This window comes from Dyella acidiphila, from assembly GCF_014863405.1.
Classification (GTDB): domain Bacteria; phylum Pseudomonadota; class Gammaproteobacteria; order Xanthomonadales; family Rhodanobacteraceae; genus Dyella_B; species Dyella_B acidiphila.
Map to the genome: position 1 here is coordinate 269,553 of NZ_JACZZA010000002.1, position 15,599 is coordinate 285,151.

Annotated in this window: 15 protein-coding genes; 10 read left to right on the forward strand and 5 right to left on the reverse strand. The window is 62.1% G+C overall.

Annotated elements, in window-relative coordinates; genetic code table 11:
• Positions 1-129: 129 nt before the first annotated feature.
• The 3 genes from IGX34_RS05730 to IGX34_RS05740 all read left to right on the forward strand — a co-directional run bounded on the left by IGX34_RS05730 (position 130) and on the right by IGX34_RS05740 (position 4,120).
• Positions 130-3,510, forward strand: a complete 3,381-nt coding sequence (locus tag IGX34_RS05730; protein ID WP_192554727.1) for an autotransporter domain-containing protein — start codon at positions 130-132, stop codon at positions 3,508-3,510.
• A 112-nt stretch (positions 3,511-3,622) separates the two neighbouring features.
• Positions 3,623-3,796, forward strand: a complete 174-nt coding sequence (locus IGX34_RS05735; protein ID WP_192554728.1) for a hypothetical protein — start codon at positions 3,623-3,625, stop codon at positions 3,794-3,796.
• Between the two features lie 126 nt (positions 3,797-3,922).
• The gene (locus tag IGX34_RS05740) at positions 3,923-4,120 is read left to right on the forward strand and encodes a hypothetical protein (protein WP_192554729.1); all 198 of its coding nucleotides are present in this window, start codon (positions 3,923-3,925) and stop codon (positions 4,118-4,120) included.
• 73 nt (positions 4,121-4,193) lie between these two features.
• Here the strand turns inward: IGX34_RS05740 and IGX34_RS05745 are convergent, their stop codons facing one another.
• From IGX34_RS05745 to IGX34_RS05755, 3 genes are all read right to left on the reverse strand, one after another.
• Positions 4,194-5,957 carry a hypothetical protein gene (locus IGX34_RS05745; RefSeq protein WP_192554730.1) on the reverse strand — a complete coding sequence of 588 codons (1,764 nt, stop codon included), beginning with the start codon at positions 5,955-5,957 and terminating at the stop codon, positions 4,194-4,196.
• Between the two features lie 327 nt (positions 5,958-6,284).
• The gene (locus IGX34_RS05750; RefSeq protein ID WP_192554731.1) at positions 6,285-7,226 is read right to left on the reverse strand and encodes an alpha/beta hydrolase; all 942 of its coding nucleotides are present in this window, start codon (positions 7,224-7,226) and stop codon (positions 6,285-6,287) included.
• 645 nt (positions 7,227-7,871) lie between these two features.
• A complete protein-coding gene (locus tag IGX34_RS05755) occupies positions 7,872-8,450 on the reverse strand; it encodes a 2'-5' RNA ligase family protein (RefSeq protein ID WP_192554732.1) in 579 nt (192 codons plus the stop codon).
• A gap of 88 nt (positions 8,451-8,538) precedes the next feature.
• Between IGX34_RS05755 and IGX34_RS05760 the strand changes: the two genes are divergently transcribed.
• From IGX34_RS05760 to IGX34_RS05775, 4 genes are all read left to right on the forward strand, one after another.
• Positions 8,539-8,748, forward strand: a complete 210-nt coding sequence (locus IGX34_RS05760; RefSeq protein WP_192554733.1) for a DUF3820 family protein — start codon at positions 8,539-8,541, stop codon at positions 8,746-8,748.
• An 82-nt stretch (positions 8,749-8,830) separates the two neighbouring features.
• Complete coding sequence (locus IGX34_RS05765; protein ID WP_192554734.1) at positions 8,831-9,661, forward strand: restriction endonuclease; 831 nt, start codon at positions 8,831-8,833, stop codon at positions 9,659-9,661.
• Positions 9,662-9,908: 247 nt separating this feature from the next.
• A complete protein-coding gene (locus IGX34_RS05770) occupies positions 9,909-10,079 on the forward strand; it encodes a hypothetical protein (RefSeq protein ID WP_192554735.1) in 171 nt (56 codons plus the stop codon).
• Positions 10,080-10,177: 98 nt separating this feature from the next.
• The gene (locus tag IGX34_RS05775; protein ID WP_192554736.1) at positions 10,178-11,275 is read left to right on the forward strand and encodes an ATP-grasp domain-containing protein; all 1,098 of its coding nucleotides are present in this window, start codon (positions 10,178-10,180) and stop codon (positions 11,273-11,275) included.
• Between the two features lie 50 nt (positions 11,276-11,325).
• On the opposite strand, the gene IGX34_RS05780 is transcribed toward IGX34_RS05775, so the two are convergent.
• Positions 11,326-12,912, reverse strand: coding sequence for a tetratricopeptide repeat protein (locus tag IGX34_RS05780; RefSeq protein WP_192554737.1), 1,587 nt, complete (start codon positions 12,910-12,912; stop codon positions 11,326-11,328).
• A gap of 127 nt (positions 12,913-13,039) precedes the next feature.
• On the reverse strand, positions 13,040-13,633 hold the full coding sequence (locus IGX34_RS05785; RefSeq protein WP_192554738.1) for a TetR/AcrR family transcriptional regulator: 594 nt from the start codon (positions 13,631-13,633) through the stop codon (positions 13,040-13,042).
• A gap of 199 nt (positions 13,634-13,832) precedes the next feature.
• Between IGX34_RS05785 and IGX34_RS05790 the strand changes: the two genes are divergently transcribed.
• The 3 genes from IGX34_RS05790 (at position 13,833) to IGX34_RS05800 (ending at position 15,562) form a co-directional block, all read left to right on the forward strand.
• A complete protein-coding gene (locus IGX34_RS05790; RefSeq protein WP_192554739.1) occupies positions 13,833-14,234 on the forward strand; it encodes a nuclear transport factor 2 family protein in 402 nt (133 codons plus the stop codon).
• A 19-nt stretch (positions 14,235-14,253) separates the two neighbouring features.
• Positions 14,254-15,012 (forward strand): SDR family oxidoreductase, encoded by a 759-nt coding sequence (locus tag IGX34_RS05795; protein WP_192554740.1) that lies wholly within the window; start codon positions 14,254-14,256, stop codon positions 15,010-15,012.
• Between the two features lie 154 nt (positions 15,013-15,166).
• Entirely contained in the window at positions 15,167-15,562 is a 396-nt protein-coding gene (locus tag IGX34_RS05800) for a hypothetical protein (protein WP_192554741.1), read from the forward strand.
• The last annotated feature ends 37 nt before the right edge of the window (positions 15,563-15,599 follow it).

Genomic DNA, 15,599 nt, shown 5'->3' on the forward strand with positions numbered 1-15,599 from the left:
CAGCCGGCAGCGGGGAGTATAGACGGCCATGACTTCTGTCATGAGCCTTACGATGTCACCCCAGTGTCATAAATAGTGTGCAATTCATCCACGACACTCCCGCGCTTGTGCAAACAGGGGACTGTCGTAATGAAGCAAAAAGCACTAGCCGCGGTGATCGTACTGGCGCTGATCCAGGCCAATCCCGCCCACGGCGCCGCCACCGCCAGCTTTACCGTCATCAATGGCCAAACCGTCACCACCGCGCAGGCGCTGAACGGTGGCCAGACCGGCACCATCCAGGCTGGCGGCTCGCTGATCGTCGGCAGCACCAGCAACGCGATCACGGTGTCGGGCAACGCCACCATCGTCAATGACGGCACGCTGGAACAGACCGCCACCGGCAACAACGCCGCGCGCGATATCCGCGACAACACCGGCGGCCTGACGCTTACCGTCACCAATGGCGCAGGCGCGCTGATGCAGACGGCGGATGACGACGTCATCCAGATGAACAAGGCCAACAGCAACGTTACCTTCAACAACTACGGCACGCTCAATTCGCTCAACCAGTCGGCCGGCGGCGCGCAGGCGATCGATTTCAACGCCATCACCAGCGGCGTCAATATCGTCAACAACTACGCCACCGGCGTGATCAAGGCCAACGAGGCCGATGCGGTGCGCCCGGGCGTGAATGGGCAGGTGTACAACAACGGCCTGATCCTGGCGACCAACAATCCCGGCAGCACCGACAGCAGCGACGGCGTGGACGCGCAGAGCAATACCGGCATCAGCGTGGTCAACGATACGCAAGGCAAGATCGAAGGCGCGCGACACGGCATCACCGGCGGCAACACCGATGTGACCACCAATGGCGCCTACACCATGTCGGTCACCAACAACCAGGGCGGCGTGATCCAGGGCGACGACGGCTCGGGCATGAATATCGATGGCTTCAATGCCAACGAAGTGGTGACGGTGGTCAACCACGGCACCATCACCGGCAATGGCGTCACCCGCGACGGCGATGGCGTGGACGTCGATGGCATGGTCAATATCACCAACACCGGCACCATCCAGTCGCTGCACGCCTACGACGACAACAGCGAAGGCATCACCGTCGGCGGAGGCAGCATCGTCAACAGCGGCACCATCGTAGGCCTCAACAGCGCCACCAATGCCGACGGCACCGCCAATACCGGCATAGGCCGCGGCATCACGCTGGCCGGCATCGACAAAGATCCCACCACCGGCAACCCGATTCCGATCGAGGGCATCTACGGCAATACCACCGTCACCAACAGCGGGCTGATTCGCGGCCAGAGCGATTCGGCCATTGCCGTGACCGGTGCCGCCAATGCCTTCACCGTCACCATCACCAATCTTGCCGGCGGCACGCTGGAAGGCGGCGGCGCCACCGCGGCGGCCGTCAACACCGGCGCCAACCAGGCCAGCGTGATCGACTACGGCACCATCACCGCCGACAGCAGCCACCTGGCCGTATACCTGGGCAGCGCCAACAGCAGCCTGCAGATCCTGGGCGGCTCGGCGCAGATCAACGGCAATATCGACGGCGGCACCGGCAGCAGCACGCTTACCATCACCCCGGGTGCGGGCAATGCCTTCAGCTATGACGATGCCATCGCCGATTTCGCCGGCGTGACGCTCGGTGCGGGCACCGTCACGCTCAACGGCGCCAGCAGCTACAGCGGCAATACCACACTTACCGGCGGCACCCTGGTGCTCGGCAATAACAGCGCCATCGGTACCGGCAGCTTGATCACCGGCAGCGGCGCGAACGTGGCGTACGGCAACGGCATCGTGCTGCCCAACACCATCACGCTGACCGACAACAGCACCACGCTGGAAGTGGACGGCAACAACAGCGCCACCCAGGCCGGTGCCATCAGCGGTGCGTTCGGCCTGAGCAAGACCGGTAGCGGCACGTTGATACTGGATGGTGTGAACACTTACTCCGGCACGACCACCGTGCAGGCCGGCACCCTGGAAGTGGGCGACAGCAGCACGCCGGGCGCCGCCGTGGCCGGCAATGTCAGCGTAACGGCGGGCGGCACTTTGCGCGGTCACGGCAGCATTGGCGGCAACGTGGTGAACAACGGCACAGTGTGGCCCGGCGGCTCGATCGGTACGCTCACCATCAACGGCAATTACACCCAGGGCGCGCAGGGCGTGCTCAATATCGACGCCACGCCCAGCGGCCAATCCGGTTTGCTGTTGGTGAAAGGCAGCGCCTCGATCCAGGGCAGCACGGTCGTGCTGGCGCAATCGGGCAATTGGGCACCGCGCACCAACTACACCATCCTCACGGCGGCCGGCGGCATCAGCGGGCAATTCGCCTCGGCCACGTCCAGCCTCACCTTCCTTACGCCTCAGCTGAGTTACGCCGCCGATAGCGTGACGCTGTCGCTGGAACGCAACGACGCGGCCTTCGCCAGCGTCGCGCAAACGCCCAACGAACGCGAAGCTGCCGGTGCGATAGAAAGCCTGGGCTGGAACAGCGCGGTCTACAACGCCATCGTGCTGGACAATGCCGCCACCGCCGCACAAGCCTTCGACCAGCTCTCCGGCCAGATCTACGCCAGCACGCGCACCGCGCTCAGCGACGACAGCCGCTACGTGCGCGAGGCTGTGCAGGCCCATCTGCTTGGCCTGGCCAATGGCGCCAACGGCTTGAATGCCACCGCCGACAACGGCATCACCGCGTGGACCGACGGCTGGGGCCACTGGGGCGACCACAATGGCAACAGCAATGCGGCACGGCTGCAGGCCGATGGCAGCGGCCTGCTGGTCGGCGCTGACATGCCGTTCGGTACGGCGCATGTGGGCGTAGTGGCTGGCAGCAGCCAGAACAGCGCGCGTCTGGATACGCTCGATTCGTCATCGCACACCACCGGCACGCATCTGGGTGCCTACGGCAGCATCCGCCTGGATGCCTTCCAGTTGCTGGGCGGCGCCAGCTACGCCTGGCAGCAGGTGAGCACCAACCGCACGATCGCCTTCCAGGGTTTCAACGCCACACCGGCCAGCCGTTACGACGCCGATACTGCGCAGGCCTTCGTCGATGCCAGCTACGCCTTCTCGCTCGGCCGCAGCACGCTGTCTCCCTACGTGAACCTTGCCCGCGTGCAGTTGCATACCGATGCCGCCGATGAAAGCAGCGATGCAGCGGCACTGCGCGTAAATGCACAGACCAGCGCCAGCAACGAAGCGCAGCTGGGCCTGCGCGGCGTGTTCGCCCTGGATGCGCGCGGCGACATCAATGCCCATGCCAGCGTGGGCTGGCAGCGCGCCTGGGGCGATATCGCCACGCAAAGCACGGTGCAGTTCGAAAGCGGCGGCAATGCCTTCCAGGTGGCGGGCGTGCCGTTGGCGCGTCACGCGGGCGTGGTGGATGCGGGCGTGAGCTTTGCGCTGTCGCCGACGTTCTCCGCCGACGTCAGTTACAACGGCCAGTTTGCCGGCAGCGCCAAGGACCAGGCGGCGCGAATGAATTTCACCTGGAGCTTCTAAGCGGCCTAAGGCTTGACGCCATCCGGCCGATTTGCTCGTATCGGGCTGCGCAAGGTGCGCAGCCCGATTCACAACCAGGGGATTTTCAATGCAAAGAAAAAAAGTCGAACTTATGGGCAAGATCTTCGCCGCAGCCTCGCTCGCGGCCGTAGCGCCTGCCGGCATGGCCATGCATCAGGAAGCAGCCAAGCCGGGCGTGCATGCTGCCGCTGCTGTCGCGGTGGATTGCTCGGCGGCCGATATTCTGGCTGGCCTGTGCACCGCCGACGACCTTTCATGGAGCTGATGGCGCGCTGATACGCCATCAGGCCATGTGCTGCTGGGCTTGTTTCAAGAGCTCAGATCACATAGTCCATGTCCATAGACGGCCGTGCCTTGGGCACGGCCTCACGAAACAGCCAGAGGATCTGGAATGAAAAGCAAGAAAATGGAAATCATGGGCAAGGTTTTCGCCACCGCTGCCATCGCTGCCATCGCACCCGGCAGCATGGCCATGCATCAGGCCGCAACCAAAGCCGCCATGCATGCGACGACGGCCAGCGCGACCGATTGCTCCCTCGACGATGTGCTGGCCGGACTCTGCCCGGACGACACCAATTCGTGGAGCTGATGGCGTCTTAGCCAAGCTTTAGTTCTACCGGCCTGCGGATAGCGTTAATCGTGCGCCATCCGCAGGCCGCTTCTTATAAGCATCGCGTGCGTATGCGCTTGATCGAGATCTGGCCGCCAAGCATGGCGGCAACCGTGATCGAATAAATATCCGGATGCATGTCCGCCGGGCATACAAATTCGACCGCCGCATCTGCGCCTGCTGGCGGCTCGACCAGCGTGGACAGATAAGGGGCATGCCCGTAATGGGTGATATGAAAGCCGAACTGCGCGCCCCAGCCCACCTGCTCCCACAAGGAACCGCTGCGGCCGGTGGGGCGCAAGCTGGCGCTGATCGGCACGCGGTCGCCACGCTGCCAGGTCGTTTTCGCAGATAGCGACAGTTTGCCCGCAGCGGGAAGCGCTACCTCGAACGCCCCGCAAGTGAGGCATGCCATACGATGGCCGGTGAGATTGGGAAACAGAAATGAGCGCAGCACCGTTTTGAACAGATCGTTGCCGCAGCTCGCACAAGGACGCTGCGTATTCTTCCACTCGCCCTTGCGCTTGCCGAACTCACCCAAGGTGTAGTCGCTGTTGCGGAAGCGCCAGAGCAGGCTTTTCGCCAGCGATGCATCGCATTCCTTGCCCTGCTGGATGACCTGATGGAGCAGGCGCAACGCATTCTCCCGGCCGGCCCGCTTGAGCCGCCAGGCCTCAGCCTCGGAATGAAAGGCCTGCAATAACGCCGTGTAACTGGCTGTATGCGCTTCATAGGCTGCGAGCAGGTTGGCGCTTGGCTCCGTCGCCTGGGCCTGCTCCTTGCGGCGAATCAGCTGCAATGCCGAGAGATGTTCGATAAATCGTTGCCCTACGCCGGTAAGCAGGTCTTGCCAGGCGATCAACGCGGATTCGAGTTCCTGCTCTGCCGCAAGCTCTGCCTCATCGGCGCCCGGCAGTTGCGCATGCCGCTGCGCTTCCGGCTGGATCAGTCCTGCATACACAAATGGATCCAGGTCGCCCAGCTGCCGATGCAACGCACGCAGCTTCAGGTAAAGCTGGGCGGGTGCAACGCCATCGCGCGCGGCCGCCTCGACCAGGGCGATTTCGGCCGGGTTGAGGATATAGCTGGCATGCGTGGCCACCACCGACGAGGCATAGCCCTCAAGCGCGGCCACCACCAAATTCGAAGTCGAAGGATATTGCCCATCGCCAATGGTGAAGCTGTTGCAGGTCAGCAATACCAGCTGCCGTGCGCGCAGATCCTGCAGCGCGCAGATGCCGGCATGCTTGGGGCCTCTGCGCTTGCAGTGCGCGCCATCCGCGCGCTGTTCGCAACCGTGGATGGCGTTGCCATCGAATAACTGCTCCACCTCGCCGACGCGCCCGCACAGCACTACGCTGCCGAGATTGGCGTGCGCGCCATCGCCATGCGCCTGGACGATCACGGTGCCTAGTTCGTCCTCGGCATCCGGGCCGGTAATCAGGGGTGAAAAATCGGCCTGGCTGCCGAAAATGGCGTCGCCACACAGATAGCCTGCGGGCTTATCCATCAAGCTGGCCAGGATCAACTTGGCGGCAATAAAGCTCGCGCCGGCAAGATCGATGGCGGGCAGGAAGCTGACCCGCTCTGCTTGATCGCGCAGGGTGGTCAGCGTACGGTTGGTCATGACCTGCGGCTTGCCGAATACGTAAAGGGGGTGCTCTGCCGAGATGCCATCGTCCGTTTGCATCAAGCGGGCGCCGAGCACGCGGGCGAAGTAGCGGGCAGCCGGTTCCAGCTCCGCGGATAACACCAGCACTTGTGCATCGCGCTGACCGGCCCATGCCGCTATCCGCTCCGGCGTGCATCGCGCCACGTACGCATCGATGACTGAACGCCATCGCGTCCGCCGCACCTCTGACTCCGGCACGATCAGATGAAGATCGGGAAAGTCGCCGCCCAGGTATTGCGTCGCTGGGCACCAACGAATTTGCACATTTTTGTCGCTAGAAGACCGGTCAACCATGCAGCGAAAATACCGTTCGGGTGATTGAGAACGCAGAGCAATAGCAAGCTCGCAACGGTACCCTGATGTACTTGCTGCGCCCCTGGTGGGCGGATCGTGAGGGGCAAGTCGACTTGGGTCAAGCTGGATACAGCCCGCCCCTCCCCTGCTCACGCCGGGGAAGGAGAGTTCCGCGTTTCAGCCCGGCACCACGCCGATGGTCTGCAACCACAACTCGACCAGCTTCGGCCAATGGGTAATCGGCAGCCGCGTCGGCCGCAAGCCGAACGCATGCCCGCCTTGCGCATACAAATGCATTTCCGCCGGCACCTCCGCTTTGCGCAATGCGTTGTAGTAGACCAGCGATTGCTGCACGCCATCCACGTGATCGTCTTCGGCTTGCAGCAGGAAGGTGGGTGGCGTTTCGCGGGTGACAGGCACGTTGGGATTCAAGGTGTCCTGCTCGGTTGCCAGATGGCCGGGATAAATCGCAATCGCGAAATCGGGACGCATGTTTTGCCGGTCGGCCTCATCCACCGGCGCATACAAGCGGCGCTTGAAATGCGTGCTGATTTCCGCCACCAGATAGCCGCCAGCAGAAAAGCCGAGCACGCCGATTTTATGCGGATCGATATGCCACTGCGCCGCGTGCAGGCGCACCAGGCCCATCGCCCTTTGCGCATCCTGCAGGGCCGGTACCGGCACCGTCAGATTGTGCGGACGGCAATCGCATCGCCATACATACGGCACGCCCGGAACACGGTATTTCAGCACGATGCAGGTAATGCCCTTGGCGGTGAGCCAATCGCAGACGTCGGTGCCTTCCAGATCCATCGCCAGGATCTGGAAACCGCCGCCGGGATACACCACTACCGCCGCACCGGTATTTTTGCCGCTGGGTGCATACACCGTCAGGGTCGGCTGCGACACATTGGTTTCGGCCAGCATAGGCTTGCCGCCAATCAGCGCCTTGGGGTCGGTGGACGCCGATTCCGGTCCCGGCAGCGCCTGGGCATCGGGCACGGCGCCGGGCCATAGCGGTATTTGCGTATGTCCGGCACTGGGCTGCCAGACCGCGGCCTGCGCATGCACGCCTGCACAAGCCAGCAAAAGACACAGCACAATGATCCATCGTTGCATGGCGCTCCTCCGTTTTGGCGCTGGGCCAAAGTCGCATGATCAAGGCAGAAATGAGTAAAAACCCCTCTACCTGATCGTGCACGCCATGCTGGGCCGCCAGCTGTCGATGCGATGTTTTTTTTCGGGCAGCATCCGCCTGTGGCTTGGCACGCTAGCGGCAAATCACGCTGCACGGGCTGTCTGCGCCCTTGCCTCTATCAGCTATCGGTATCGAAGCGCTTGCGTCGGCGGCACTTTCGCGACTTCGAAGCGCAAGGCTTGTCCGGCTCTTCGAGGTCATGCGTGGGCAGCCATGGCAATAGCAGCCAATGCATCATCCGCCTGAAAATACCGGCAGCGAATCCCGCGATGCCAACGGCAGCTATGCCGATGCACCGTACAACAGCGTCCGATATCCATGCGCTCATCGTCATGTCTCGATCAGCGGAGTACGGCTGAACTGCAGGAACGGGAGAGATGCGGTACGCCGAACTGCGCGGGTGGTGAGTCGATCCTGTGGCAATACGCCCAGGGCCAGCCTAAGTTTTCGAACCGGCTATGCGGTTATGGGGCTGGTATCGAAGATTCTCCAAAGCGGCGGCGCATCCAACTGGAATTTTCCAATTCCAAATAACGAACAATTAGCGTCCCTCGCCCGCGCAGATATCACTGCAATGCTTTGTCAGCCAGACGAATGTGTCGCGTCTTGCCCAGCAGGCTATGCACCAGCACCACTTCATGCGCCGGCCAGACCACCGGCTCGATCGCTACAAGCGGCACCGCCGGCTTGTTGTATGCCAGGGTCATATGCGGCGTGAACGAACCCTTGGTGTGCTGGCTCAATGCCACCGCATGCAGATGCGCGGCGAGTTGCCGATGCAGCGCATGCAGGGGCTCGTTGCCATGGCCGGCGGTAAGCACGAAGTCACCGCGCGGATGGTGGTGATTGAAGCTGCCGATATGGTCGAAGCGGATCTCGAAAGGCTCGCTTTGCAGCGCAGCGAGTGCTTCGGCGCCCTGGGCGATCAGGCCAGGCGGAAGCTCGGTGTAGTCGCCCAGATGGAACAAGGTGGCGTGCAGGCGGCTGGCCGCCACCGGATCGCCCGGCATGCGACGCGCAGCGAGATGCTTGGCCGCAAAAGTCTCCAGCCGCGCGGCATAGGCGGCATCGGGAAAGACAGCGAGAAACAGGCGATCGGTGGGGACGGGAGGATCGAAGCCCGGCAGGGATCCCTGGGGAAGCATGCGTGTATTCCTAAATGCTGGCGCGGGCGGCAGTGGCGAAACTGCGCTAATGTTGATGGCTTTCCATTATGGGCCTGGGTCGCATTGCATGAAACCGGAAGATCTGCAGCGGCTGGTGACCGTCCGCATGCCGTACGGCAAATACCAGGGGCGCCTGCTTGCCGATCTGCCCGGCGCCTATCTGGCCTGGTTTGCCCGCAAGGGCTTTCCGCCCGGCGAACTTGGCCAGCTGCTGGCCTTGATGCTGGAGCTCGATCACAACGGGCTGAAATCGCTGCTCGACCCGTTACGCAAATAAGCCCCCGAATCGCCGGGCATTACTAACAAACCGGGCGACAACGCGATAAGGTGGCCGCCGAGCACATTACTCGGGGGGAGTTATGGCTAGGCGCAAGGAAGGTGGCATCGAGCTGTTGGCCTCGGTGCCCTGGCCCATCGGCTTCGTGCTGGGCATCGTGTTTTACGTAGGCTTTCGCTACGGCATCGGCTGGTATTTGCTGGCGCAAAGCAATCCTTTTTCCCAAACACTCGGCAGGCAGGCCGCAGGCGGCGCTTTCGCCGTGATGGCCTGGATCTCCCTGGGCGCGTGCTGGATCGGCGCACTCCTTTCTTTCATCGGGCGCGGCCGCCGCCGGCGACTGCTGGATGCGCAGACCGGGCTCGACAGCCTGCGGGCGATCAGCTGGCGCGAGTTCGAGTTGCTGGTGGGCGAAGCCTTCCGTCGCCAGGGCTACGTCGTGCAGGAGACCGGCCTTGGCGGCGCGGATGGTGGCATCGATCTGATTCTGCGCAAGCATGGCCAGACCACGCTGGTGCAGTGCAAGCAGTGGAAGAACCAGCGTGTCGACGTGAAAGTCGTGCGGGAAATGTTCGGCCTGCTGACCGATCGCGGCGCCGCCGCGGTAAAGATCGTGGCCATTGGCGACTACACCGCGGACGCGCAGCGTTTCGCCCAGGGCAAGCCGATCGAGCTGATTCATGGCGCAGCGTTGCTGGCGATGGTGCGTGCCGTGCAGACGCCGGGATCCGCGCAGAAGGCGGCGGTACGGATCGAGCCGGTCATGACGGCGCCGATTGAACATGCGATCTCGCAAAATCATGTATGCCCGAAATGCGGCGCAGAGATGGTGCGGCGAGAAAATCGCAAGACCAAAGAAAGCTTTTGGGGCTGCGCGAAATATCCAGCCTGCCATGGCACCAGGGCTATGTAAGGTCGCAAAGACATGCGCCGACGTTCGATCACGCCGGCTTGCGCCTACGAAATAACACTCCACATGACGGATATGCCATCAGTCATGCCGGCAAACATGACGCAGATCGCATCGCTGCGCGGCAACCTTGACCATCCCTTCACGCACCGGACGACATAAGCTGGTGCGCTCGCCAACGCCGGACGGCGTACGTGCGAGCAGGAGCAACACTTCTCTGTTTACTTCCTAATTTAGTGAGGGATTACACGTGAATAATCAGAGTGAAAATGTAGTGCGTCCGTTTGGCCGTCTGGTTGCTACCGAGGTAGCGCTGGAAACCATCATGCTCGGTGAGAAGGGGCATTTCCTTTCCCCGCAGTCAGCGTCTACGGCAACGGATATTCCCGATGCCGCCGATCCTGTGCCGCACGGCGGTTAAGTGTTGAGTGGGCGTGACATGTAGCGTCGCGCCCAGCTGAAAGCAAACCGCGCCCGCTTGCCCTGCAGGCGGGTCGCCAGCCATTCGCAGGGAACGCCATGAATACTCGCGTCTTGATCTTGTCCGCCTGGAATGATCCCCACGGCGCCGCCGTACGCTGGGCACTGGAAAAGAACGCCGTCGACACCGTCATGAGCCCGTCGCTTTTCACCGGTGACGCAGCGCGCTATTCCATCTGGAGCAGCGACCAGGACACCCGCCTGCACAGCTCTCATTTCGCCGGCGACGATACCGGTTTTCGCTCGGCCTGGTACCGGCGCCCCATGTTTCCCGAACCGGTGGCGCAGCTGGAAGCGGATCGGGAATTTATCTCGCGCCAATGGCGCTATTTCCAGCGCAACGTGTTCGACCTTGGAGCGCAGCTGGGAAATACGCTGTGGGTCAACCAGCCGGTTCCCGGCATGATGGCCGAAAGCAAGCTGGTGCAACTGCAAGCGGCACGCGCGGCCGGCCTGACATTTCCGGAACTGGTGGTTACCAACGATGCCGCAGACGTACGCGAGCTGATCGAGCGCCACGGCCGCGTGGTCTACAAGACCTTCTATCCGCAAAGCTGGCAAAGCGCTTCCACCGGCGGCATCTACAGCCTCGGCGTGGTGCTGCTCGATGCGCATAGCGAATTGCCCGAACAGGCCATCGCCACCTGCCCCGGCATCTTCCAGCGCTATATCGACAAAGCCTATGACGTGCGCGTCACCATCATCGGCTCGAAGTTCTTCGCGGTGCGCATGCTCAAGCAAAACGGCGAGGCCTATCTGGACTGGCGCCCGAGCGCGCTCGCCGAAGAAACCGTCATGGAACCCTTCGAACTGTCGCAAAGCATGACCGACCGCCTGCGCGACCTGATGCGGCGGCTGGATATCGTATTTGGCTGCGTGGATCTCGTAGTAGATCGCAACGGCGAGGCCTATTTCCTGGAAGTGAACCAGGCCGGCCAGTTTCTGTTCGTGGAGGAGCGCACCCGTTCACTGCCCCTGCTGCGCGCGATCACGGCGATGCTGAGCTCCGGGCGCACCGATTACAGCCTGGAGGACTGCGCGCCGGTCTCGTTCCTGGATTATCTGCAGACCGACGATTACCGGGCGGTGATGGAGTCGCTGCAGGAAGAACCTTTGCTGGCGGCGATCGAGCCTTAGGGCGCGTGCCAGCGCCCGGCCTTTATGCACCGGGCACTTGCCGCACGGAACTAAGCGCTGGTCTTCTCCGGATGCTTGACCAGATACGCGCGCATCTCGGCCGTTTGCGATGACCATTGCGGGTCGTCGCCGAAGTGATCGATAAAGTAGTGGATGGTGTCGTACACACCCGGCAGGTTGTGGTCCATCTGGTTGCAGGACCGCACGATGTAACCGCCGGGCTTCTCCGGGTATTCCTTGATCATGGTGTCCGCCAGGGCCTCGGCCTTTTCAGGCTGATGAGCGGCATGATTGTAGAGATCGCCAAGCACGCCCATGCCGTAATAGTTGTGCGGATCACGCTGCAACACCGCCAGCAGCGTGGCTTCGGCGTGTTGGGGATCGCCGGCCTGAGCGTAAATATTGCCGAGCTCGTCGGCCATCGGATTGTTATCCGGGAACCGCTGCGCCACTGCCGCAAACATGGCGGTGGCGTCCTTGCGATCGCCTAGCGCAATCATTTCCTGTGCGCGCCAACGCAGTGCATCGACGTGTTGGGGATCGAAACGAAGCGTTTCACTATAGATCTCCACCGCCAGGCGCCGGTCCGAGTCGTAGACGTCGGATGCCATATTGATCAATTTGCCCGAACTCATATTTCCATCCAGCGCCGCTACTGTGCGCTGCTGACTTTCCGTCTTTGAGCAGTCGCAACTCGCCCGGTAAACAAGAGGGGTCTGCGCCACTATCCGCAGCAGCGGATTTTTCGACGCCAGCGCAAGATCCTTGGCACGCTGCGCATCCATCCCGCCGAAACGGCTGCCCCATTGTGGCAGCGCGTGATTCATCATCTCCATGTGGATGGCGAAATTGACCGGATCGGCCTTCAGGCCAAGCGCTGCCGCCTGATACATCTGGGTATCGTTGCCCGCCATGCCGGCGCCGTGAATCATCGTGGGATAGACCGCCGTAATGGAGCGATCGATCGACATCAGCCGATTCATATCCCGGTATGCCAGGTCCAGCTGCTGGTGCATGCCATCCACCTGCTGGTCGTTGAGCTGGTCGGCCATCGCCTCGCTTCTCGCCTCCTGTGCCGCTTCCACGTATTGCACGCTGCTGGCGGCAAGGGCGAAAGCGCTATTAGGCGATTGTTGCTTCCACACATCGATGACGCTGCGCGCCTCATCGCTGGCGTCATTGAATCCCGCATGCTGAAAAGCGATATCCAGCAGGCCTTGCTGCTGCGGATCGTGGCGCTGCTTATCCAGATAACCCTGGAAAATGCGATCCACCTCATCGGCCTTGCCCGCCTTCAACAAGGCGGCAATGTCCTGCAAGGAGATGGTCTTGTGGTTGAGATACATGCAATACGCGCGGGTGGTGGCGCTGTCCCAATGAGTCCCCGGCAAATCCGGATAGCTCAGGCAGCGCTGCAACGGATCGGCGATAGTGTCGGCCTTGGCCACGGCAGCCATGAAAGCCGAATAATCCGCGCTGGCCTTGCGCTCGTTGCGGGTGTTGTACCAACCGGTGAACACGTAGCCGCCATATCCCAGCGCCAATACCGCAAGCACCAGGCCTAGCAGTGCCTGCCGGCGAATAGTCGAGCGGCCGCCGCCGGCCATGCCGGCATCGCGTGGATCCGAGTAATTCATGCTTCCCCCATCCCTGAATCGCGCGCGCCTTGGCGAACCGCGCTGCGCCTGCGCCCGGCACCATAGCATTGGCGCTAGATAGCCGTCTGCAAACGGCCATCGAAAGTGCGGATGGCCGAGGTTTTATTTATCCATCGATAGCACGCAGCAGTTGCTGGCGCCCTTCCCTCAAGACCTCCTCGGCAAGATCGGGATCCGCCTCCACCACCGCCCGCGCCAGCACCAGCGAACCGACCATCTGGCTGAACACGGCCACCGCCTTTTTCCGGCCTTCCGGCAGGTTGTCGCCATCGATCAGCTTGGCCATCTCGTCGAAATTCCACGCCAGCCCGCGCGCATAAGCCTGCCGCGCCTCCGCGCCAAGCCGCCGCACGTCGCCGGCAAATGCCGTCATCGGACAACCCGCCTCGATATTGGCCAAATGCTCGGCGGACAGATAACCCTGCACATGCTGCTGCATGGGGTCGGCCTCCGCTGCCCGCGCCGTCTCAAAGCAGCCCAGCAACATGGCGGCGCCGTCTTCCATCGCCTTGTCCATCACCGCCGCGACCAAGGCGTCCTTGGATTTGAAGTGGTTATAGAAGCCGCCCTGGGTGAAGCCGGCGGCCTTGGTGAGCTCGCTCAGCCCCACCGCCGACACCCCGCGTTCGCGGAACAATTTTTCCGCAGCGGCGACGATAGCCTTTTTATTTTCAACAGCTTGCTGCTTTGAAACGCCCATCTGGCGGCTCCTGGCCCACGGCCGGTGAGAATTTATTTCACATCACAATGGTGATCACCATTGACAATGGATGGCGACGCGCCCATTCTACGCCACGTCAATGGTGATCGCCATTGTGATTTCCCTCCGGCGCCAGCCGGTGCCGAAAGCCACAGCGACGACCCAGCCCGGTGTTCGCGCCATCCCAGAGGAACCGACCATGTCCACCACCTCGCCCGCCCAGAACAAGGCCCTGGTTCTTCAAGCCTTCGACACGCTGTTCAACCAGCGCGACTACGCCACCGCCGAGCGCTTCTGGTCCGCGCAGTACATCCAGCACAGCGCGCATATCGAGCCCGGCCGCGATGGCCTGTTCAAGCTGATCCGCAGCATCCCCGATGGCTTGCGCTACGAGCACGGCCTGATCCTGGCCGAGGGCGATTACGTAATCGTGCATGGCCGCTTCTCCGGCCACGGCCGGCCGGCCGCATGGATCGCCGCCGATGTGCTGCGCATCGAGAACGGCCAGCTCGCCGAGCACTGGGACGTGCTGCAAGACGAAGCGACACAAACCGAATCCAAGAGCGGACTGCCGATGTTCGGCGACCGCTTCCCTGCCTGATCCTACGAGGAGACTTCCCATGAAACTCAATGGCAATACGATCTTTATCACCGGCGGCGGCTCGGGCATCGGCCGCGGTCTGGCCGAAGCGCTGCACAAGCTGGGCAACAAGGTGATTATCGCCGGCCGCCGCAGCAGCCATCTCAATGCCGTCATCGCCGCCAATCCCGGCATGGAAGCGGTGGAGCTGGATGTGGCCGATCCGGCCAGCATCGAGCGCGTGGCGAAAAAGCTGATCGCCGATCACCCCGAACTGAATGTGCTGATCAACAACGCCGGCGTCATGCAGCTCGACTCGGTGGCCGGCAAGATCGACGACGCCCTGCTCACCTCCACCATCACCACCAACCTGCTCGGCCCGATCCGCATGACGTCTGCGCTGATCGAGCATCTGAAAACCAAGAACAACGCTGTGGTGGCCTACACCACCTCCGTGCTGGCCTTCGTACCGCTGGCCGTCAGCGGTATTTATTCCTCGACCAAGGCAGCGCTGCACTCCTATCTCCTGTCGCAGCGTTTCGCGCTGCGCGACACCAGCGTGCGCGTGCTGGAAATCGCCCCGCCGTGGGTGCGTACCGAACTGTTGAACAGCCAGGAAGCCGAACAGGCCATGCCGCTCGATCAGTTCATCGCCGAAACGATGGAAGCGCTGGGCAAGGATACGGACGAGGTGCTGGTGGAATCGGCGCATCCGTTCCGCAACAACGTGGGACCGAATGAGCATGGCTTCGTCAATGGATTCAACGAGCAGGCGTCGGCGCTGTTCGGTGGTGCGTAAAGCGATGTAGCTGTACGCTGAAAGGGGCCCTCGCAAGAGGGCCTCTTCAGCCATACCCCAGGGAAAAGGGAGCGCGGTAGGGCATTCACAACTCCAAGTTCCGCATGTCCACGGGGGGTGGGCATCCGCTACGCGAAATCTTTCGGAGCTATTTATGAAACTACCGGTTGCCGTACTTCTTGCCGGTGCGCTGGCGATCAGCCAGAGCGCACATGCCGACAAAATCTGGAATGCCAATCCCAATCCGGATATCAATAAATGGATATCCGGCATGTACGCCAGTATCGACGGACCGTTGGGTTCCTGGCTGCAGATCTGCCAAACAGCACAAGCCGTCTACTGCCAGGTCGTCATCCAGGCCAATCGCGGTGTCAACACCAGTGACAGCGACGTCGAGAATCATTTCACCGTACGCTTTACCGGCAGCCATACGCGTTACGACAGTTGCCACATCTATCCGAAGGATCCCGGCAACGTGAACAATAAATCGCTGCGCGGTGCCAATTGCTACGCCCCCGGTCACGTAGCGGACTACTACAAACTCAAATGATGCAAAGCCTCCTTTGCATCAAAGAGAGCGCTACTTT